A 19845-nucleotide genomic window follows, 5' to 3' on the forward strand; every position below is an offset into this window, starting at 1 on the left:
TTCAAAAATAGTAGCGCCTTGATTAAGGTGATTGGCGATTTTCTGCTCAGGTACACGAGGGATAACAATGAGCCACTCCGCTTTCACCGTTCAGCAAGCCGCCGTGATCGGCGCCGGCACCATGGGCCGCGGCATCGTCATGAGCCTGGCCAACGCCGGCATTCAGGTGCTGTGGTTGGACAACAACCCGCAGATGCTGGAACAGGCGCTGAATGTGGTCGCCGACACCTACGCCCACAGCGTGCGTCAGGGCCGCATCACGGAAGAGCAGGCGGCCGCTCGCCGTGCCTGTGTCACCCCGGTGGCCGACTATGCCGCGCTGAAAGACGCCGACCTGGTGATCGAAGCGGTGTACGAGAACCTCGAACTCAAGCAGCAGATTTTCCTCACTCTGGACGCCACCCTGAAGCCGGGTGCGATCCTTGCCAGCAACACCTCGGCGCTGGATATCGACGCCATCGCCGCCGTTACTTCGCGCCCGGAGCAGGTACTTGGCCTGCACTTCTTCAGCCCGGCGCACATCATGAAGTTGCTGGAAATCGTGCGTGGCGCCAAGACCGCGCCCGAGGTGCTGGCGGCCACTCTGGAGCTGGGCCAGCGCATCGGTAAAGTCAGCGTGGTGGCGGGTAACTGCCATGGCTTTATCGGCAACCGCATGCTTCACACCTATGTGCGCGAGGCTCGGATGCTGCTGCTCGAAGGCGCCTATCCGCATCAGGTGGATGCCGCGTTGCAGGGCTTCGGTTTTGCCATGGGGCCGTTCCGCATGTACGACGTGGTCGGTATCGACCTCGAGTGGCGCGCCCGCGAATTGGCCGGCAAGGGCCAGGACGACCCGGCGGTGCAGGTGGACAACCGCCTCTGCGGTCTTGGCCGCTTCGGACAGAAGTCGCGCATGGGTTACTACCTCTATGCCGAAGGCAGCCGCCAAGCCGAGCACGACCTGGAAGTGGACGCGCTGGTGCTACAGGTGTCTGAGCAACTCGGCTTCCAGCGTCGCGAGATCGGCGCTGAGGAAATCCTCGAACGCTGCCTGCTGGCGCTGGTGAATGAGGGCGCGAAAATCCTCGAAGAGAACATCGCCGCCAACAGCCACGACATCGACTTGGTCTACCTCAACGGCTACGGCTTCCCGGCCGACAAGGGCGGGCCGATCAGCTGGGCCGACAACCAAGGCGCCAGCGTCATCCTCGAACACCTGCGCGCCTTGCAGGTTCGTTTCGGCGAGCATTGGCAGCCGGCCAAACTGATCGAGCGACTGGCCGCCAGCGGTAAGCGCTTCGCCGATGTGAAGGAGGGCCAGCTATGAGCTATCAAGCACCCCTGCGCGATATGCGCTTCGTGCTGCACGAACTCTTCGATGTCAGCGCCCATTGCGAGCTGCTCGGCAATGGTCTCGACCGCGAGCTGATCGACGGCGTGCTGGAAGAAGCGGCGCGCTACACCGGCGAAGTCATAGCGCCACTCAATCGCAACAGCGATGAGGAAGGTGTGACCCTGGTGAATGGCCAGGTCACCACACCGAAAGGCTTCCGCGAGGCCTATCAGCAGTACGTCGATAATGGCTGGGCGAGCATGACCGGGCCGACCGAGTACGGTGGCCAGGGCTTCCCGCAGATGGTCGCCGCCAGCTTCCACGAAATGCTGATGGCCGCCAGTTTGTCCTTCCGCGTCTATTCCGGCCTGACCGAGGGCGCGGTGCTGGCGCTGTACAAGCACGGCAGCGAGGAGCTGAAAAACGCCTATCTGGAGAAGATGGTCAGCGGCGTCTGGACCGGCACCATGTGCCTGACCGAACCGCAGGCCGGTACCGACCTGGCGTTGCTGCGCACCCGCGCCGAGCCGCAGGCGGATGGCAGCTACGCCGTCACCGGCAGCAAGATCTTCATCAGCGGCGGTGAGCAGGATCTCTCCGAGAACATCGTGCACCTGGTGCTGGCTCGCCTGCCGGATGCGCCGGCTGGGGTCAAAGGCATCAGCCTGCTGCTGGTGCCCAAGTTCATCGCCAGCGCCGATGGCACGCCGGGGGTGAAAAACACCCTGAGTTGCGGCGCCATCGAGCACAAGATGGGCATCAAAGGTGCGGCTACCTGCGTGATGAACTTCGATGGTGCCACCGGCTGGCTGATCGGCTCGGCCAACCAGGGGCTGGCCTGCATGTTCACCATGATGAACGACGCGCGCTTCCAGGTCGGTCTGCAAGGCTTGGGAGTTGCCGAGCGCTCGTTCCAAGGCGCCTTGAGCTATGCCCGCGAGCGTCTGCAGTCGCGCGCGCTGACTGGCCCGGCCGCGCCGGAAAAAGCCGCCGACCCGATCATCGTTCACCCGGACGTGCGGCGCATGCTGTTGACCCAGAAAACCCTGGTCGAAGGCAGCCGCATGTTGTCGGCCTACACCGCGCGCCAACTCGACCTGGAACACGGCCACCCGGATGCCGACGCCCGTAAGGCCGCGAGCAAGCGCGTGGCGTTGCTGATCCCAATCGTTAAATCCTTCTTCACCGACATGGGCCAGGAAGTCGCCAGCCTTGGTGTGCAGATATACGGTGGCCACGGCTTTATCCGCGAGTGGGGCATGGAGCAGCTGATGCGCGACAGCCGCATCACGCAGATCTACGAAGGCACCAACGGCATCCAGGCGCTGGATTTCATCCGCCGCAAACTGCTCGGTGACGGCGCTGCGGAGTTGGGCAAATTGCAGGATGAGTTGAGCGAGCTGTGCAGTGCCCAAGCTCAGCGCCGAGAGTTGAGCGAACTGGTTGCGCCGCTGCAGGTACGCCTGCAGGAATGGCGCGCGCTGACCGCCGAAGTGCTGGCCGCGAGCAATCGTGACCCGCAGGAGATTGGTGCCTACTCGGTGGACTTCCTGCAGTACTCGTCCTACGTGCTGCTCGCCGGGCTCTGGCTGCAAGCCGCTGCCCGCGCTCAGGATGCCCTGGACGCTGGGGCTGGCGAAGCGGAGTTTTACCAGGCCAAGCTGCACAGCGCGCTGTTCTACACTCGACGGATCCTGCCGCGGGTCAGCAGCCATCGCGAAGCCTTGCTAGGTGGCGCGGATTGCCTGATGGCCCTGCCGGAAGCGCACTTCGCGTTCTAAGTTTCCCTCTCCCCAACCCTCTCCCACGCGTGGGAGAGGGGGCTGATCGCGATGGCCGTTGGGTAATACGCTCTGCTCCCCTCTCCCGTTTATGGGGCGAGCAGGCATGTTTTTAGAGCCGCACAGGCTCGTGTGCCGATGAGCGCCTGAACGCTCCGCGTTCAGGCCGGGGCGCGGAGCGAGGGGCCGGGGGAGAGGGTAAATACAACACCGCAACAAGAGGATCAGCTATGCATCCATTCAGTTTCGCCACCACCGCGCAGATGATCTGCGAAACCGGCTCGGCTCGTCCCCTGGCGGCGCTGTGCCGTGAGCGCGGTGCGCAGTCGGTGCTGATCGTCACCGACCCGGGCATCACCCGTTTCGGCCTGCTCGACGATGTGCTGCCAGGCTTCGCCGCCGAAGGTGTAGCGGTCGCGGTGTTCGATCAGGTAGTCGCCGATCCGCCAGAAGCCATCGTGCTCAGCGCGGTTCAGCAGGCGCGTGAGTTGCGGGCGGAGCTGATCGTGGGCTTCGGTGGCGGCAGTTCGATGGACGTGGCCAAGCTGGTCGCCTTGTTGGCTCACCCACAGTGCGCGCAGGCCTTGCCCGAGATCTACGGCGTCGGCAACGCCAAGGGCCAGCGCCTGCCGCTGATCCAAGTGCCAACCACCGCTGGCACCGGCTCGGAAGTCACCCAGATCGCCATCATCACCACCGGCGGAACTACCAAGATGGGTGTGGTCTCGCCGCTGCTGCTGCCGGATCTGGCGCTGCTGGATGCCGACCTGACGCTCGGCCTGCCATCGGCGGTCACCGCCGCCACCGGTATCGATGCGATGGTGCATGCCATCGAGTCCTATACCAGCGCCTTGAAGAAGAACCCGCTGTCCGACTTGCTGGCCCGCGAGGCTTTGCGTCTGCTCGCGGCGAATCTGCATGAAGCGGTACACAACGGCCAGAACCGCGCGGCGCGCCAAGCCATGCTGCTCGGTGCCTGCCTCGCCGGGCAAGCCTTTGCCAATGCCCCGGTGGCAGCGGTGCATGCGCTGGCTTATCCGCTGGGCGGGCACTTCCATATCCCCCATGGCTTGAGCAATGCCCTGGTACTGCCGCATGTGCTGCGCTTTAACGCCCCGGCCGCCAGCGAGCTTTACGCCGAACTGGCGCCGTTGCTGCTCGGTAGCCAACTCAAGCCGGGCAATGCGCAGAGCCTGACTGCACAGTTCATCGACGAACTGGCTGCGCTCAATGCGCGCCATGGCCTGCCGAGCCGCCTGCGGGATGCCGGTGTGCCTGAGGCGATGCTGGCGCAACTGGCCAGCGAGGCCATGTTGCAACAACGCCTGCTGGTGAATAACCCCCGCGAAATCAAAGAGGCAGACGCATTGGCGATTTACCAGGCGGCTTACTGATCAGTTCCCTTCTCCCCCCTGGGAGAGGGGCTAGGGGTGAGGGGAACACCTAGCCCGATCAGGCCATTGATCCACCCAATTCCGTAGGACTTAAAAGCCCATGACCGACCGCCAACACCTGCGTGCAGATTACCGATACTTCCAACCGATCAGCACCCGCTGGCACGACAATGACCTCTACGGCCACGTCAATAACGTCACCTACTACAGCTTTTTCGACAGTGCGGTGAACACCTACCTGATAGAGCAGGGCGGGTTGGATATACACGAAGGTGGGGTGGTCGGTTTCGTGGTCAGTTCGTCTTGCGACTACTTCGCCTCCATCGCTTTCCCCGAACGCATCGAAATCGGCTTACGGGTCGGCAAGCTGGGCAACAGCTCGGTGCAGTATGAGTTGGCGGTGTTCAAGCAAAACGAGGGGGAGGCCTGTGCGGCCGGGCGTTTCGTGCATGTGTTTGTCGATCGTCAATCGAATCGGCCGGTTGCGATTCCGGATGGACTGCGTGCGGCGTTGAGTGTGCTGTTGGTAGGCTGAAGTCGGTGCGAACCGTAGCTAGGTGCTAAGCCAAGGGCGGGGAGCCAATCGAATTCGAGCCGTAGGGTGGGCTTCAGCCCACCACAGCACCAAGTATCGGTGGGCTGAAGCCCACCCTACGACTGCTCGCTAAACAAGAAAGCCCGCACAGGGCGGGCTTTCTTGTTTAGCGAGCTAACACTCAGTCGTGTTTGTGCTTCTTGTGTTTCTTGCCGTAGCCGTAGTGATGACCTTCATTGTCATCCGCGACCTCGTTGCCGAGGGCGCCGCCGGCGGCACCACCCAGGCCGGCGCCAATGGCGGAGCCGGTGCTGCCGCCCAGTTTGCCGCCGATTACCGAGCCACCAGCAGCGCCGAGGCCACCGCCGAGCGCTGCTTCGGTTTTGTTGCCGTTCTTGGCACTGATCGCGCCGCCGGCGGCACCGCCGAGACCTGCGCCAACGGCGGCTCCGGTGCTACCGCCGACCTGCTGGCCGATCACATTGCCGAGCACGCCGCCGAGACCGCTGCCGACCGCGGCTTTGGTATTGTCGCTGGCCAACACTGGCTGAGCAGCGATCAGGCTGAACGCGAGCAATATTAAGGGTTTACGCATGTTGGGTGCCTCAGACTAAGACGCGATGAGTAGTGGATATGCGTCGCGCAGGGGAGGGCAAGGGTAATCCGCCACTGCTAGAAGTTAGATCCGTTTCAGAGCAGAAAGTCCAACCGCCGATCAGTCGTCGTCGTGTCTGCGGTGCTTATGGCGTTTTTTGTAGTGGCCGCGGTGGTAGCCATTGTCATGCCAATCGTCGTCGTCATCGTAGCCGCGACGGTAGCTACGACGGTCGTCATCGTCGTCACGGTTGTTGTCGCCGTAGTTGTTGCCTAGCGCACCACCGGCGCCACCGCCGAGGGCTGCACCGATCAGGCCGCCGGTGGTACCGCCCATCTTGTTGCCGATGACGTTGCCGCCGGCCGCGCCGAGGCCACCGCCGATGGCCGCCTCGGTCTTATTGCCGCGGCGTGCGCCGACCGCACCGCCGGCAGCGCCGCCGACGCCGGCGCCGATGGCCGCGCCGGTGCTGCCGCCAACCGATTGGCCAACCACAGAACCCAACACCCCGCCTAGTGCGCCACCAACGCCGGCTTCGGTATTACCGCTGCCGCCGGCTAGGGCTACACCGCTGGCCAGGCCAAGGGATAGCAAGAGTATCGAGGAGTACTTCATATCCAGAAGAACCTTAAGTAGGAAAGGGACGACGGCGCGATCCTGTCGTGCCGTAACCACTCTGACAAGCGCTTGCCGACGAGTAGCACGGGTTATTTCACAGTTGGTAAATATTTGTTTTATGGGGAGAACTTGCGGTTTTTTTGATGGTCCTACCCAGCTTGTAGGACTGGTTTTACGCGTGCTTACCGGTCCGTCATGAGGCCGGTTTAGGGGTTTCTACAGGCCCTAAAGCTCGGCAATCCTCTCGCGCTGTTCCCGCCTTTTCAAGTTCAACCAATGACTCTGCGTACTGCATCTCAAACCTGCAGTATTGCTAGCGGCTGCCGGGCCGCTAACGGGCTGAGGGGTTGATTCGCTTACCTATCGCGGTCTACGTTGTTGTTTGAAGGCCGCGGGCAACCTAGCAAGGTTCTTAGACAATCCGTCCGTTATCGCGCGCCGCCTCGAAGCGAATGGCGATGAACTTCGAAGTCGGCGTGAAGCTGCCATCACCCACGCTTTCCAGCGGCACCAACGGGTTGGTCTCCGGATAGTAGGCGGCGGCCTGGCCTGCCGGGATATCGAAGGCCAGCAGGGTGAAGCCGCTGATCCGGCGTTCGCGACCGTCGCCCCATAACGACAGCACATCGACTTTCTGCCCCGGCTTGTAGCCCAGTCGGATGATGTCGGCTTCGTTGGCGAACACCACATTGCGTTGGCCTTTAACCCCGCGGTAACGGTCGTCGAGGCCGTAGATGGTGGTGTTGTATTGATCGTGCGAACGCATGGTTTGCAGGATCAGATCCGGCACTTCGCCACGGGCACGGATGCCTTCGTGGACGAGATCGGTCGGCAGGCTGTTGGCTTTGAAGTTGGCTCGCCCAGACGAGGTGTTCCAGCGCCGTTGCGCCGCGGCGTTACCGAGGTAGAACCCACCGGGTTCGCGTGCCCGCTGGTTAAAGCCGTTGAAGCCGGGAATGGTGTCGGAAATCAGCTCGCGAATGCGGTCGTAATCTTCGACCAGCCAGAGCCAATCCACCGGTTTCTTACCCAGGGTGGCGGCGGCGATGCCGGCGACGATGGCCGGCTCCGAGCGCATTTGCGGGCTTAGCGGCTGCAGTTGGCCATTGGAGGCATGCACCATGCTGAAGGAGTCTTCCACGGTCACGGCTTGTGGGCCGTTGGCTTGCTGGTCGATGTCGGTGCGGCCGAGGCACGGCAGGATCAGCGCCTGCTTGCCCATGGTCAGGTGGCTGCGGTTGAGCTTGGTGCTGATCTGCACGGTCAGCTCACAATTTTGCAGGGCCTGCGCGGTGCGAGTGGTGTCGGGCGTAGCCATGGCGAAATTGCCGCCGAGGCCGATAAACACCTTGGCGCGACCTTCGAGCATGGCGTGGATGGCCTCCACGGTGTTGTGCCCGTCGGCGCGCGGCACCGGGAATTTGAAGCGCCGCTCCAGCGCATCGAGAAAGAAGGCCGGTGGCCGGTCGTTGATGCCCATGGTCCGGTCGCCCTGCACATTGCTGTGGCCACGCACCGGGCAGAGACCGGCACCAGGCTTGCCAAGGTTGCCGCGCAGCAGCATCAGGTTGGCGATTTCCTGGATGGTCGGCACCGAATGGCGATGCTGGGTGATGCCCATGGCCCAGCACACGATCACCCGTTCGGCGTTGCGGTAGAGGTGGGCGAGCTGTTCGATCTCGGCTTTTGGTAGGCCGGATTGCTCGACGATCTGCTGCCAGCTCGTGGCGTCCACCACGGCCAGATAGGCCTCGACCTCGGCGGTGTGCTGCTCGATAAAGGCATGGTCGAAGACCGCGGAGTGCCCCTTGGCCAGGGCCTCGCGCTCCCATGTCAGGAGGAACTTGGCCATGCCGCGCAGCACCGCCATGTCGCCACCCAGGGCTGGGCGGAAGTAGGCGGTGTTGGTCGGTTTATCGCTGTTGCTGAGCATTTCCAGCGGATGTTGCGGGTGTTGGAAGCGCTCCAGGCCGCGCTCTTTCAGCGGGTTGATGCAGACCACCTGGGCGCCACGTTTGACCGCCTCACGCAGCGGTTCGAGCATGCGCGGGTGGTTGGTGCCGGGGTTCTGGCCGATCACGAAAATCGCATCGGCGTGCTCGAAGTCTTCGAACGTCACGCTGCCTTTGCCAACCCCGACACTCTGGCCGAGCGCCACACCGCTGGCCTCGTGGCACATGTTCGAGCAGTCGGGAAAGTTGTTGGTGCCGTAAGCGCGGACGAACAGCTGATAGAGGTAGGCGGCCTCGTTGCTGGCGCGGCCGGAGGTGTAGAACTCGGCCTGGTTCGGGCTTTCCAGGTTGTGCAGATGTTTGGCGATCAGGGCGAACGCGGCGTCCCAACCGATCGGCCGATAGTGGTCGCTGTCCGGGTCATAGCACAGCGGTTCGGTCAGCCGGCCTTGGTATTCCAGCCAGTAATCGCTCTGCTCGCGCAGGGTGCTGACGCTGTGTTTGGCGAAGAAGGCGGCATCCACCCGGCGCTTGGTGGCTTCCCAGTTGACCGCCTTGGCGCCGTTCTCGCAGAACTTGACCATGCCACTTTCTGCCGACTCACCCCAGGCGCAGCCGGGGCAGTCGAAACCGCCGTGCTGGTTGGTCTTGAGCAGGGTACGGATGTTCTTCAGCGCGTTATCACTCTCCAGCCAGGCGTGCGTCACGCTGCGCAGCGCGCCCCAGCCGCCGGCCGCACCTTTGTAGGGTTTGTAGCGTTTGGTCGGGTTGAGGTCGGCGTGGTGGCTCATGAGGTTAACTCCGGGCTGTAAACCCGCGGCGCACTATGGTGCGGCAGGTGGATCAAGTTGAGGTTGTGTTGACGCGCCCACTGCACGGCGAGGCCGGTGGGGGCGGAGAGGCTGACCAGGGTTTGAATGCCGGCGCGCAGGACTTTCTGGATCAGTTCCAGGCTGCAACGGCTGGTGACGATGGCCAGGCCGCCGGCCACCGGTAGTTGCTGGCGCTTGATGGCACCGATCAGTTTGTCCAGAGCGTTATGCCGGCCGATGTCTTCGCGGCCCAAACGCAACTCGCCGTCCCCATCCATAAACAGTGCGGCATGCACGGCACCGCAGTGCTGGCCGAGTGGCTGGTAGCAGCTGATGCGTTGGCGCAGGCCATGCAGCCAAGCTAGCGGCGGCAACGGGGCGCCGGCGAGTACCTTGAGCGAAGGTAGGGCCTGTTCCACGGCCTCCACGCCGCACAGGCCGCAGCCGCTGCTGCCCGTCAGTTGCCGGCGCTGTTGCTTGAGATTCCAGAAGGCACGGCTGCTGATCTGCAGCTGTGCTTGGCGAGCGGCGCCGGTGCCACTCAGGTGCACGTCATAAATTTCGTCGATGGACTCGACGATGCCGCTGCCGAGACTGAAACCGACCACGAAATCTTCCAGATCAGCGGGCGAAACCAGCATCACCGCCTGGCTGATGCCGTTGAAGGCGATGGCCAGCGCAACTTCCTCGGCCAACTCGGCGGAGGCCGGCTGGGCCTGCTCGAGGTCGCAAAAACTGTAGGTCTGGCTGGCGGCGGCCAGAGGTAAGGTGAGGGGTGTCGAGGGCGGCGTGGCGGCACTGGCTGCCGGCGCGTTGGGTTGGCGCAGGGCATTCATCGGGATTCACCGGCTGGTTGTTATTTAACCAGCCTAGGCCGCTTGCCAGGCCTCGTCTAATCGCTAGTTCTGATGTTTTGATAGATGCGCTCGATGATGGCGAAAACGAGTCTATGTAGGTTGGGTTAGCGGCGTAAGCGAAGATTGCACCGCTCCCACGATTCACGTTGCTGCGTAACCCAACATTGCGGTGGTGCAGGCATCGGCGTATCGGTGGGTTACGGCGCGTCGGATATGGCGCATGAGCCTGGGACGTGGCGCGCCTAACCCACCCTACGGTCGTGGCGTCTGCAACAACCCCTTGGCCTCGACGAAACAGGCTTCGGCCAGTGCCGAGCGCGGCGCGGTGCGGCGCATGATCAGCCCCAGCGGGGCCAGGGTGTGGGCATCCTCGATCGGTTGCAGGCGCAGGTGCTCGGTCAGCGCATCGAGACCGCCCTGCAGCGGCATGATCGCGCAGCACAGGCCGCCATGCACGGCTTGCAACAGTTGGTGGACGACATCGGTTTCCAGCAGCGGAATCGGGGTCAGACCACGACTGCGGAAGCCGTGGTTGATCGACTGGCGAAAATGCATGCCGCTGGACAGTAGGCCCAGTGGCAGCTCGATCAAGGCTTCCCAGCTCAGTGGCGTCGCGCCGAAGCTGAAGTGCCGTTGGTCATACAGCAGACCCATGCGGGTTTCGTCCAGCACCAGGCTGTCGAAGTGGTCGGCGTTCAGGTGGTCGAGGTAAGACACACCAAGGTCCAGACGGTTACTCGCCAGCTGTTCGAGGATCTGCTCGGAGCTGAGTGCCGACAGTTGGAAGCGCAGGCTCGGGTGCTGTTGATGCAGGCGTTGCAGCAGCGGCACCGGATCGAAGCTGGACAGCGGGACCACGCCCAGGCGCAAGGTGCCGATCAAGCTGCCGCGGCAGGCGGCGGCTTCGGCCTGCAGACCGTCGTATGCCGCGAGCACGCTGCGCGCCCAGGCCAGCACGCGCTCGCCCGGCTCGGTGAAACCTTCGAAGCGTTGACCGCGCTTGACCAGTGGCAGTTCGAGTTCTTCTTCCAAGCCGCGCAGGCGCATGGACAAGGTCGGCTGGGTCACGTGGCAGCGCGCCGCGGCTTGGCCGAAGTGGCGGGTCTCGTCCAGGGCGATCAGGAATTTCAGCTGTTTGATGTCCATCATCGCTCCGAGGCGCAGGCAGTCGACACGATTCTAACGTGCGCCGGCGTAACCGGTGTGGCGGCGCCGCTGGTCGGCTCGAAGCGTGTCTGCGCAAGGCCGACTAGACTTGCCCGGCGGCGGTTGGGTTGGACAGTGTGTGCAGCCGTCAGGACGACTAACTAATGGAGTTGCAACGCAACGGGAGTCACACCGATGAGTATCTTCACGTTTGTCAAAGAAGCGGGCGCCAAACTCTGGGAATCGCTGGTCGGCCAGGAGGCGCAGGCGGCCGAGTCATTGAAGGAGCACGTGGCCAAGGTCGGCCTGGGAAATCCGAATATTCAGGTCACGGTGGAAGGCGAGAAGGTGATCGCCGCGGGTGAGGTGGCGACCCAGGAGGAGAAGGAAAAAATTCTCCTGGCGCTGGGCAACGTGGCCGGGGTCGGTGCGGTTGAGGATCGCATCACGGTGGCTGCGCCGGCTGCGGCGGCGCATTTCGTGACGGTGAAGAAGGGCGACACGCTAAGCGCGATTGCCAAGGCCGAGTACGGCAACGCCAATCTCTATCCGAAAATCTTCGAGGCGAACAAGCCCATGCTCAGCCACCCGGACAAGATCTATCCGGGGCAGGTGCTACGGATTCCTGAGTAATTTCCAGGGGCCGGGAGGTTGCAGAGCCTGCCTCTCTCCAGAGGTGAGAAGGGTGGATTCTGCAGGGCGAGGGCAGGGGTGAGGGTTGGCTAATCAGGCTCCACCCAGCCCCTCAATAAGCCGGCGATAATCCTCGACCGCGGCGAATTCCTCGGTGTCCTTCGGGCCTTTACGGCTGTCCGGTTCGCGCACGGCGAGCAGGTGGGCCACGCCGAACTGCCTGGCGCTACGCAGGATCGGTAGGCTGTCGTCGATAAACAAACTGCGCTTCGGCTCGAAGCCAAAGTCCTGTTGCAGGGCGAACCAGAACTGCTGGTCTTCCTTGGGGAAACCATAATCGTGGGAGCTGATCAGTCGGTCGAAGTAGGGCGCCAGCTCGATCCTTTCCAGCTTCAACGACAGCGAGTCGCGGTGCGCGTTGGTGATCAGCGCCACGCGCTTGCCGGCATTACGCAGGGCGGCGAGACAGGTATCGGCGTCCGGGCGCAAGGCAATCAAGTCGGCAACCTCGCGCTTCAGCTCGCGGATCGACAGCTTCAGCTCGCGGCTCCAGAAGTCCGTGCAATACCAATTCAATTGCCCGGCGTGCTCGCGAAACAGCGGCAGCAGTTCGGCGTCGGCCTGGCTGCGGGCGATGCCGTGGTGCTCGGCATAACGCTGCGGCAAGTGCTCCAGCCAGAAGTGATTGTCGAAGTGCAAATCGAGCAAGGTGCCGTCCATATCGAGGAGGACGGTGTCGATGTCGGCCCAGGGCAGTTGAGGCATGGCGGCTTCTTGTACGGTTCTGGTGGCGGATTGCATGAGAATGACGCGATTGAGCTGGCAACGGTCGCCTAGACGAAATCTGTCACGGCGATAATCGCAACGGCCGCGGTATGATAACCCGCCAGGTCACGCCAAGGAGCCGTCCCATGCGTCAGAAACCCACCGTACTCGCCCGCGAGATCGTCGCGAGTAGTCGTCTGTTCCGCGTCGAGGAGTTGCAGCTGCGCTTCGCCAATGGCGTCGAGCGTACCTACGAACGTTTGGTGGGCAAGGGTGCGGGCTACGGCGCGGTGATGATCGTGGCGTTGGTAGATGCCGAGCATGTGTTGTTGGTGGAGGAGTACTGCGCCGGCACGGACGATTATCAGCTGTCCCTGCCCAAGGGGCTGATCGAGCCGGGCGAGGATGTCCTGGCCGCCGCCAACCGCGAGCTTAAGGAAGAGGCAGGGTTTGGCGCGCGGCGGTTGGAGCTGCTGACCGAATTGTCACTATCGCCGGGTTACATGAGCCAGAAAATTCAGGTGGTGCTGGCCCGCGATTTGTACCCGGAAAGCCTGCCGGGCGATGAGCCGGAACCGCTGGGCGTGGAGCGGGTCAACCTGCGGGAAATCACCAGCCTGGTGCAGCACCCGCAATTCAGCGAAGGGCGGGCTTTGGCCGCGTTGTATCTGGCGCGTGATCTGTTGACCCAGCGCGGCGACTTCTTGCCTGGAGAACGCCCGTGAACGCCGCAAGCCTCAGCCACCCTTATCTGCCGCAGGTCATTGAGCTGGCCCGGCGGGCGGGTGAGGCCATCCTGCCGCATTGGCGCTCGGGCGTGACGGTCACGACAAAGGTCGATGCCTCGCCGGTCACCGCCGCCGATCTGGCCGCCCATGACGTGCTGGTCGCTGGACTGACGGCGCTCGATCCGAGCATTCCGGTGTTGTCCGAGGAGGCGGCGGATATTCCCTTGCGCGAGCGCGGGCAGTGGACGCGTTGGTGGCTGGTCGATCCACTGGATGGTACGAAGGAATTTATCACCGGTAGCGAAGAGTTCACCGTCAATGTGGCGCTGATCGAACACGGTCGCGTGCTGTTTGGCGTGGTCGGTATGCCTACCACTGGCCGCTACTATTATGGCGGCGCCGGCTTGGGTGCTTGGCGTGCGGAGGCGGACGGCGTGGTCGCTGCGGTCGCGGTGCGGATTGCACCAAACGAGGCGTTCACCGTGGTTGCCAGCCGCCGGCACTCCAGCCCGGCGCAGGAGCGGTTGCTGGCCGGCTTGGCTGAGCGCTTTGGTGATTTGCAACTGGCCAGTGTCGGCAGTTCGTTGAAGTTCTGCCTGCTCGCCGAAGGCGCCGCGGATTGCTATCCGCGCTTGGCGCCCACCTCGCAGTGGGATACCGCGGCGGCGCAAGGCGTGCTCGAAGGCGCCGGTGGCGAAGTGCTGGATATCAAGGGCGCGCCGTTGACTTACGAAGCACGGGAATCCTTCCTCAATCCGTCCTTCCTGGCCCTGCCGGCGGCTGCCGAATGGCGCGCCGAGTTGATTCAGCTAGCGCGCGCCTTGGACTGATCGACATTTGATCGTGCCCACGCTCCGCGTGGGCATGCAGCCTGAGACGCTCCGCGTCTGCCAGGAGCGGCCCTCGCGGGGCTCCCACGCAAGCGCGGGAACCATCAGAATCAGAACCCTTCAGTCGAGCATGTCCGCATAGCGCTGATCCTTCTTGAAGATCAGCGGTTGCGCAAAGCCGGGCACAGTAATCTGCTCAGGCGTTATCTCGATGGCCTTGTCGTCGATCTGATCCTGGCCAAAGTTGTAAATGATATCGAGCTGCCCCTTCAGCGCTTGTTGGTCATAGCGCTGCGCTGCCGCACGGGTTTGCTCGCGCCGCTCGCAGTAGGCGGCGAAGGCTGCATGGCCATAACGCTTGCGCAGCATGGCGTTGACCACGCGCGGCGCTAGCACCACGCCGCTGGCATTGTTGCCGCCAAAGCCTTTGGAGTTGATAAAGCACACATCGAGGTGGCCTTCACCGACCCGCCGATCCTCGGTGACGATCTGCAGGTGCTGCTGGTGCACGTCTTTGGCAACTGCATCGATGGTCTTGATGCCAGGAATGATGCCGTACTTGAACGAGCCCAGAGCGGAAATCAACTGATCGCCACTGGCGGTGGCCAGTGAGTGGCCGACAAACGCTTTAACCGCAGTCACCGGCCACTGTTCGATACCGAACGCGCCGGCGACGCGGTCCAGCAGTTCGGACTCGGTCACCCGGTTAGCCGGTGTGCTGGAGCCGTGCGCATGGATGAAGCTGCGCTGCTGCACGCCGTCCAATCCAACCAGCTGCACGGCACTGGCGACGGCTTTGGCGACGGTCAGGTAATTGCCCGGGCCTGGAGCGGAAATGGATTTCTTGAAACCGTCGGCGTTGATGAATACATCGGGCACGGCGCCATGAATGTCAGCGCCGAGTTCGAGCGCCAGGGCATCATCCATCAGCACCACGAACTGGCTGGATTCGGCCAGGGTAAAGCCACAGTTCTCGCCGAACGGTCGGCTGGCACGGCGGAAGTCGACGTCATCGCGGCCTTCGATGTGGCGCAGGCCGTCTTCGGTGGCCAGGGCGCCCATGGCCCCATAACCATCGATACATTCCTGGTTGATCGGTGCCTCGCTGTTGCCGACGATGGCCACCCGCGTGCGTCCAGAGCCAATCAGATCGACGGCTTTTTGCAGGTTATAGAGGAAAGTCGCGCAAGCGCCGGTAACGCTGCCGGTGGTGCCGACACTGCCCAGCACATAGGCATTGATGAAGTCGGCGGGCATGCTGTTCAGGCCCAGCGCCAGCTGTTTGGCGGTGACCCGGCCGCCTTTGAGGCGCGATTGCATCAGGCCGCCGAAGCCGTTTTCATCGAGCTGGCTCATGATGCTGCCGGCGAACACGGCGATTTCATCCGGCTCAACCCGATCGACAATGGTTTTCCATTCCAGACCGGTGGAGCGCAGGGCGTCGGTCACGCCGACTACAGTCATTTGCAGCCCGCGCGGATGAAAGCGCGAGTTGTACAACTCGCCTGGCTCGAACCCGGTCGGTAACTGCCCGGCCGACTTCACCGGCAAGGCGCGATAGCTATCGACCTTGAAGTCACAGCTATCATGCAGGGTCACGCGAACATCGATTGCGTCAATCGGCTCAACTGACCAATTGGCCGGAATCGGTTCGGGCAGCTGCTTGCGTGGTGCGTTGAAGGTCAGCTGATCGCCAGCCGTACCGGCGACCGTGATGGTTTTCTGCCAATGGGCGGCATCTACGTCGAGGTGCTGCTTTTCAATACGCCGAACCAGGGTCGAGGCGAGGATTTGCTCGGCAAACTGCGCCTCGATCTCCGCCAGGGTCAGCGGCGCGCCCTCGAGCGTGAGGTAGTCGCCATCCACGACTTCCACCAGCTTCATCATCACCGCCAGCCCGGCCAAGGTTTCCTGGCGGGCCTGGGCATCCATCGACTCGATCACGGTGCGGCGAAAACCATGGTGAAAGGAGCTGCGGCCCGCGGCGTTATAGCCACCGAAACCAACAATCACAGGTAAGCGAGACATAACTCAGAAAACTCCTTCAAATAGAAAATCTATTACAAGCTCAGATGAGGCTGTAGACGCTTGTCGATAGTCGGCCGGTTGATCTGAATAGCGACGGCCCCGTTTACGGTGACAAGGAGCCTCTTCGAATGATCGAGATGACTATGCTGACGAGATCTGTGACTTGTGAGTCACTGTTGCGGCCAAGGTTGGGATTCGTCAAGACCTTACAATGATAAGGGTTTCTGCTCGCCGGGCGGCTGGTCAAGAAGTACTGATGATCGGTTGTAACCCTTATGCATAGGGTTGGCCGCAGGTTGCGCGAGCTTTCCAGCCATCAACCACCGAGCTTTCTCGGTCGTGATCCGCAGTGTCTGGCTCTTTATTGGCGATCAGCGGTAGTACTGAGGAGGGGCTGCTGTGCTGTTGGCATTAGCGGGGGGGCTGCTGAAGCCGTGAGCGCCGTTTGTCAGCAACCTCGGGCAGGCCAGAACGCCTTGGCTTCGCCGAGACCCTATTCACAATCCATTTGAGCAATCGACTGTAGGCTGGGTAGAGCGCAGTGAAACCCAGCTCCTATCCCGCTGGGTTTCGCTGCGCTCTACCCAGCCCACCTCGCCTTGCCTGAGCCAAGGTGGCGGCGCGATCTAGCCACTCAATCCAGCTCTTCTGTGGCCTGGCCGCCAGCGTCGGCGAAGTTCAGGCCGTGCTTGCGCAGTTTGTCGTGCAGGGTCTTGCGTGGAATGCCCAAGGCTTCGGCCAGGCTGCGTAGCGAGCCGTGCGGGCGCGCCAGTTCGGCGGCAATCAAGGCACGCTCGAAGGCCTCGACCTGTTCGCTCAAGCCGCCACTTATGGCCGGTAGATTGGGCTGATTGCCGTCCGGCGCCAGTTCCGGGCTCAGTTCAAGACCCAGATCGAGGCCCAGCGCGAAACGTTCGGCGGTGTTCTGCAATTCACGGACATTGCCCGGCCAGGTGTGGCGCAGTAGCAGGGCGCGTTGCCCGGGTTGCAGTGTGTGGGCCGGCAGGCCGTGGCGGGCGCTGGCGCCGTCGGCGAAGTACTGGAACAGCAGCAAGGCGTCTTCGGCACGCTCGCGCAGCGGGGGGATGCGTAGCGGAGCGACATTCAGCCGGTAGTAGAGGTCCGCGCGGAAGCGCCCTTGATCGGCCGCTTGGCGCAGATCCTCCTTGCTCGCGGCGATCACGCGGATATCCAAAGGGATCAACTGATTGCCGCCGAGGCGCTCGACCACCCGTTCCTGCAGCAGACGCAACAGCTTGACCTGCACCTCCAGGCTCATGCTCTCGATTTCATCGAGGAACAGGGTGCCACCATTGGCGAACTCGAACTTGCCGATGCGGCGCTTTTGCGCACCGGTGAAGGCGCCGGGTTCGTGGCCGAAGAGCTCGCTTTCCACCACCGATTCAGCCAGCGCGCCAGCGTTGATGGCGACGAAGGGGCCGCTGCGGCGACTGGACAGATCATGCAGCGCGCGGGCGACCACTTCCTTGCCGGTGCCGGTTTCGCCGAGGATCAACACGTCGGTGTTGATCGCCGCGAGTGCGCCAATCTGCGCACGTAAACGTAGGATCGCTGGCGATTGGCCGATCAGCCGGACGCTCAAGGCCTGGCGGTCGGCTAGGGCCAAGCGCAGGCTGCGGTTGTCCAGCACCAGGCGGCGCAGGGCCAGGGCGCGGCGCACGCTGTCGAGCAGATCGTCGCTGGGAAAGGGCTTTTCCAAGAAGTCGTAAGCCCCGCTACGCATCGCCTGCACCGCCAGCGGCACGTCGCCGTGGCCGGTGATCAGCAGCACTGGCAGCTCGGCATCTTGCTCATGCAATTGCTCGAGTAGTTGCAGGCCATCGAGCCCCGGCATGCGGATATCGCTGACCACCACCCCCGGCCAGTCGCGTTCGATGCGCTTGGCCAGACCCTGCGCATCGGCCAGGGTGAGCACCTTGAGCCCGGCCAGGTCGAGGGTTTGGCCGAGCGCCTGGCGCAGGTGCGGGTCGTCGTCGATCAGCAGGACCTGGGTGCGGCTGTCGATGGCGTTGTCCGTACTCATGCAAAGTGATCCTCGGAGGGCTGGAGGTTGACGCCCGGTGCGGCGGCACGCAGGTGTAGGGTCAGCAGCGCGCCGCCTTCAGGGTGGTTGGCCAGCAGCAGCTCACCGCCGAGGGCGCGCATCAGGGTATCGCAAATCGCCAGCCCAAGGCCGAGGCCTTGGGCGCTGGTCTTGGTGGTAAAGAACGGTTCGCGGGCACGGTTCAAGGCTTCGGCGGAGAAGCCCGGGCCGTTGTCGCGCAGGGTAAGTTGGATGCCGTCGGCGGTCTGTGCGGCGCTCAGCCAAATACGCCGTGGCGGGGCCTTTTCGCTGAGTGCGTCGAGGGCGTTCGCCAGCAGATTACCGAGCACCTGACGCAGCCGCGTCTCGCCGGCCTGAACCCAGAGCGTGGCATCCGGCAGGTCGCGGATCAGTTCTACCTCCATCGCCCGCCGACGCTTGGCCAGCAGTGCCAGGGCATCATCCAGGGCCGGCTGTAGGGCAACGCTTTCCGGGGCATGCCGATCGCGGCGAGCGAAGGCGCGCAAGTGCGCAATGATCGAGGACATGCGCCCGGTCAATTCGCTGATCAGTTTGAGGTTGCCGCGCGCATCGTCAGTGCGCTGGTGGTCGAGCAGTACTTCGGCGTTTTCCGCATAGCTGCGGATGGCCGCCAGTGGCTGATTCAGTTCATGGCTGATGCTCGCCGACATGGTGCCGAGGGCGGATAGCTTGCCGGCCTGCACCAGTTCGTCCTGGGCGCGCAGCAGTTCTTGCTGAGCGTGTTCGCGCTCCAGCACTTCATCCTTCAGGCGGCTGTTCAGCGCCTCAAGATCGCGGGTCCGCTCCAGCACACGGATTTCCAGTTCGCGGCGGGCGCGGGCGTCCAGAACGATGCGTTCGAGGTAATGGCGGCGGCGCTGCATCAATAGGCCGAGCAGCAGGATCAGCACCAGTAAGGTGGCGCCGCCGATGGCCACGGCGGTCTGCACTGGGCGGGTGATCTGTTCGCTGGGGGTGAGGATGCTGACGGTCCAACCGGTCTCCGGCAGGCTGCGGCTCTGGGTTAACCAGGTGTTGTTGGCCAGCGACAATGCCTGCGGTTGCAAGGTCGGGTAAGGCTGGTTGGCGGCGATCTCGTGGCGTTCTTGTGGGCTCAGTTCGCGGCTGGCGCGGAACCGCCAATCCGGGCGCGAGGTGAGGATGACCACGCCGTTGCTATCGGTTACCAGCAGTTGCTCGGGGTTTTGCCCCAGAGGGTTTCGGTGTGAGTGAGGTCGACCTTGATCACCAGTACACCGATGATCGACTCGCCATCGTGTACCGCGGCGGCGAAGTAATAACCGCGCTTGCCGGAGGTGGTGCCGAGGCCAAAGAATCGCCCCAGCCGCCCGGCAATGGCTTCGCGATAGTACGGGCGGAAGGCGAAGTTGCGGCCGACGAAGCTATCCGCCTGATCCCAGTTGGAGGCCGCCAGGGTATTGCCGGTCGGGTCCATCAGGTAAATCGAGTCGGCTCCGGTCTGTTCACGCACCTGTTGCAGCAGGCGGTTGGCTTGCTCTTGCGCGCTGGGTTCGTGCGGCTGACTCAGCACGTTACGCAGGGCGGGTAAGTCGCCGAGAATCTGCGGCAATACCTCATAGCGACGCAGGGTGCCGAGCAGGTTGGCGACGTAGAGGTCGAGGGTCTGGCGGTTTTGCTCGATCAGTTCGCTGCTGTAGTAGCGCTCGGCCAGTTGTTGCAATGGCCAGAGCAAGGGTGTCAGCAGCAGGGCCAGCAGCAGCAAGCTGCGCCAGCGCGGGCGATGGGGAGCGGATCGGGTCATAGTGCAAG

Annotated in this window: 15 protein-coding genes and 1 pseudogene; 7 read left to right on the forward strand and 9 right to left on the reverse strand. The window is 63.2% G+C overall.

Translation table 11 applies throughout. The features are described 5' to 3' along the window. Positions 1 to 67 precede the first annotated feature (67 nt). The 4 genes from D3879_RS07085 (at position 68) to D3879_RS07100 (ending at position 5025) form a co-directional block, all read left to right on the forward strand. Entirely contained in the window at positions 68 to 1309 is a 1242-nt protein-coding gene (locus D3879_RS07085; RefSeq protein WP_119953354.1) for a 3-hydroxyacyl-CoA dehydrogenase, read from the forward strand. Beyond that, positions 1306 to 3096, forward strand: coding sequence for an acyl-CoA dehydrogenase C-terminal domain-containing protein (locus tag D3879_RS07090; protein ID WP_119953355.1), 1791 nt, complete (start codon positions 1306 to 1308; stop codon positions 3094 to 3096). The genes D3879_RS07085 and D3879_RS07090 overlap by 4 nt, the downstream gene beginning before the upstream one ends. 230 nt (positions 3097 to 3326) lie before the next feature. Then, complete coding sequence (locus D3879_RS07095; RefSeq protein ID WP_119953356.1) at positions 3327 to 4490, forward strand: iron-containing alcohol dehydrogenase; 1164 nt, start codon at positions 3327 to 3329, stop codon at positions 4488 to 4490. A gap of 100 nt (positions 4491 to 4590) precedes the next feature. Further along, the gene (locus D3879_RS07100; RefSeq protein ID WP_119953357.1) at positions 4591 to 5025 is read left to right on the forward strand and encodes an acyl-CoA thioesterase; all 435 of its coding nucleotides are present in this window, start codon (positions 4591 to 4593) and stop codon (positions 5023 to 5025) included. Positions 5026 to 5206: 181 nt separating this feature from the next. Here the strand turns inward: D3879_RS07100 and D3879_RS07105 are convergent, their stop codons facing one another. The 5 genes from D3879_RS07105 to D3879_RS07125 form a co-directional block, all read right to left on the reverse strand. Further along, a complete protein-coding gene (locus tag D3879_RS07105; RefSeq protein WP_119953358.1) occupies positions 5207 to 5620 on the reverse strand; it encodes a YMGG-like glycine zipper-containing protein in 414 nt (137 codons plus the stop codon). Positions 5621 to 5740: 120 nt separating this feature from the next. Further along, positions 5741 to 6235, reverse strand: coding sequence for a glycine zipper domain-containing protein (locus D3879_RS07110; RefSeq protein ID WP_119953359.1), 495 nt, complete (start codon positions 6233 to 6235; stop codon positions 5741 to 5743). Between the two features lie 415 nt (positions 6236 to 6650). Next, positions 6651 to 8981: an FdhF/YdeP family oxidoreductase gene (locus D3879_RS07115; RefSeq protein ID WP_119953360.1), complete on the reverse strand. Its 2331-nt coding sequence runs from the start codon at positions 8979 to 8981 to the stop codon at positions 6651 to 6653. Further along, a complete protein-coding gene (fdhD, locus tag D3879_RS07120; RefSeq protein ID WP_119953361.1) occupies positions 8978 to 9838 on the reverse strand; it encodes a formate dehydrogenase accessory sulfurtransferase FdhD in 861 nt (286 codons plus the stop codon). Before fdhD ends, D3879_RS07115 begins: the two co-directional genes overlap by 4 nt. A gap of 273 nt (positions 9839 to 10111) precedes the next feature. Next, positions 10112 to 11005 (reverse strand): LysR family transcriptional regulator, encoded by an 894-nt coding sequence (locus D3879_RS07125; protein WP_119953362.1) that lies wholly within the window; start codon positions 11003 to 11005, stop codon positions 10112 to 10114. Positions 11006 to 11200: 195 nt separating this feature from the next. On the opposite strand from D3879_RS07125, the gene lysM reads away from it, so the two are divergent. Then, the gene (gene lysM, locus D3879_RS07130; protein WP_119953363.1) at positions 11201 to 11638 is read left to right on the forward strand and encodes a peptidoglycan-binding protein LysM; all 438 of its coding nucleotides are present in this window, start codon (positions 11201 to 11203) and stop codon (positions 11636 to 11638) included. 93 nt (positions 11639 to 11731) lie between these two features. Here lysM and yrfG read toward each other — a convergent pair whose 3' ends face one another. Beyond that, on the reverse strand, positions 11732 to 12403 hold the full coding sequence (gene yrfG / locus D3879_RS07135; protein WP_119953364.1) for a GMP/IMP nucleotidase: 672 nt from the start codon (positions 12401 to 12403) through the stop codon (positions 11732 to 11734). A gap of 146 nt (positions 12404 to 12549) precedes the next feature. Here yrfG and nudE point away from each other — a divergent pair, with 146 nt between their 5' ends. Continuing rightward, positions 12550 to 13128, forward strand: a complete 579-nt coding sequence (nudE, locus tag D3879_RS07140) for an ADP compounds hydrolase NudE (RefSeq protein ID WP_119953365.1) — start codon at positions 12550 to 12552, stop codon at positions 13126 to 13128. A 26-nt stretch (positions 13129 to 13154) separates the two neighbouring features. After that, on the forward strand, positions 13155 to 13961 hold the full coding sequence (gene cysQ / locus D3879_RS07145; protein WP_420800921.1) for a 3'(2'),5'-bisphosphate nucleotidase CysQ: 807 nt from the start codon (positions 13155 to 13157) through the stop codon (positions 13959 to 13961). A 120-nt stretch (positions 13962 to 14081) separates the two neighbouring features. Here the strand turns inward: cysQ and D3879_RS07150 are convergent, their stop codons facing one another. From D3879_RS07150 to D3879_RS07160, 3 genes and pseudogenes are all read right to left on the reverse strand, one after another. Beyond that, positions 14082 to 15989 carry a beta-ketoacyl synthase gene (locus tag D3879_RS07150; RefSeq protein WP_119953367.1) on the reverse strand — a complete coding sequence of 636 codons (1908 nt, stop codon included), beginning with the start codon at positions 15987 to 15989 and terminating at the stop codon, positions 14082 to 14084. Positions 15990 to 16623: 634 nt separating this feature from the next. Further along, entirely contained in the window at positions 16624 to 18033 is a 1410-nt protein-coding gene (locus tag D3879_RS07155; protein WP_119953368.1) for a sigma-54-dependent transcriptional regulator, read from the reverse strand. Further along, a pseudogene (locus tag D3879_RS07160) lies at positions 18030 to 19837 on the reverse strand (sensor histidine kinase). The gene D3879_RS07155 and the pseudogene D3879_RS07160 overlap by 4 nt, the downstream one beginning before the upstream one ends. Between the last annotated feature and the right edge of the window lie 8 nt (positions 19838 to 19845).

This window comes from Pseudomonas cavernicola (assembly GCF_003596405.1).
GTDB classification, from domain to species: Bacteria; Pseudomonadota; Gammaproteobacteria; order Pseudomonadales; family Pseudomonadaceae; genus Aquipseudomonas; species Aquipseudomonas cavernicola.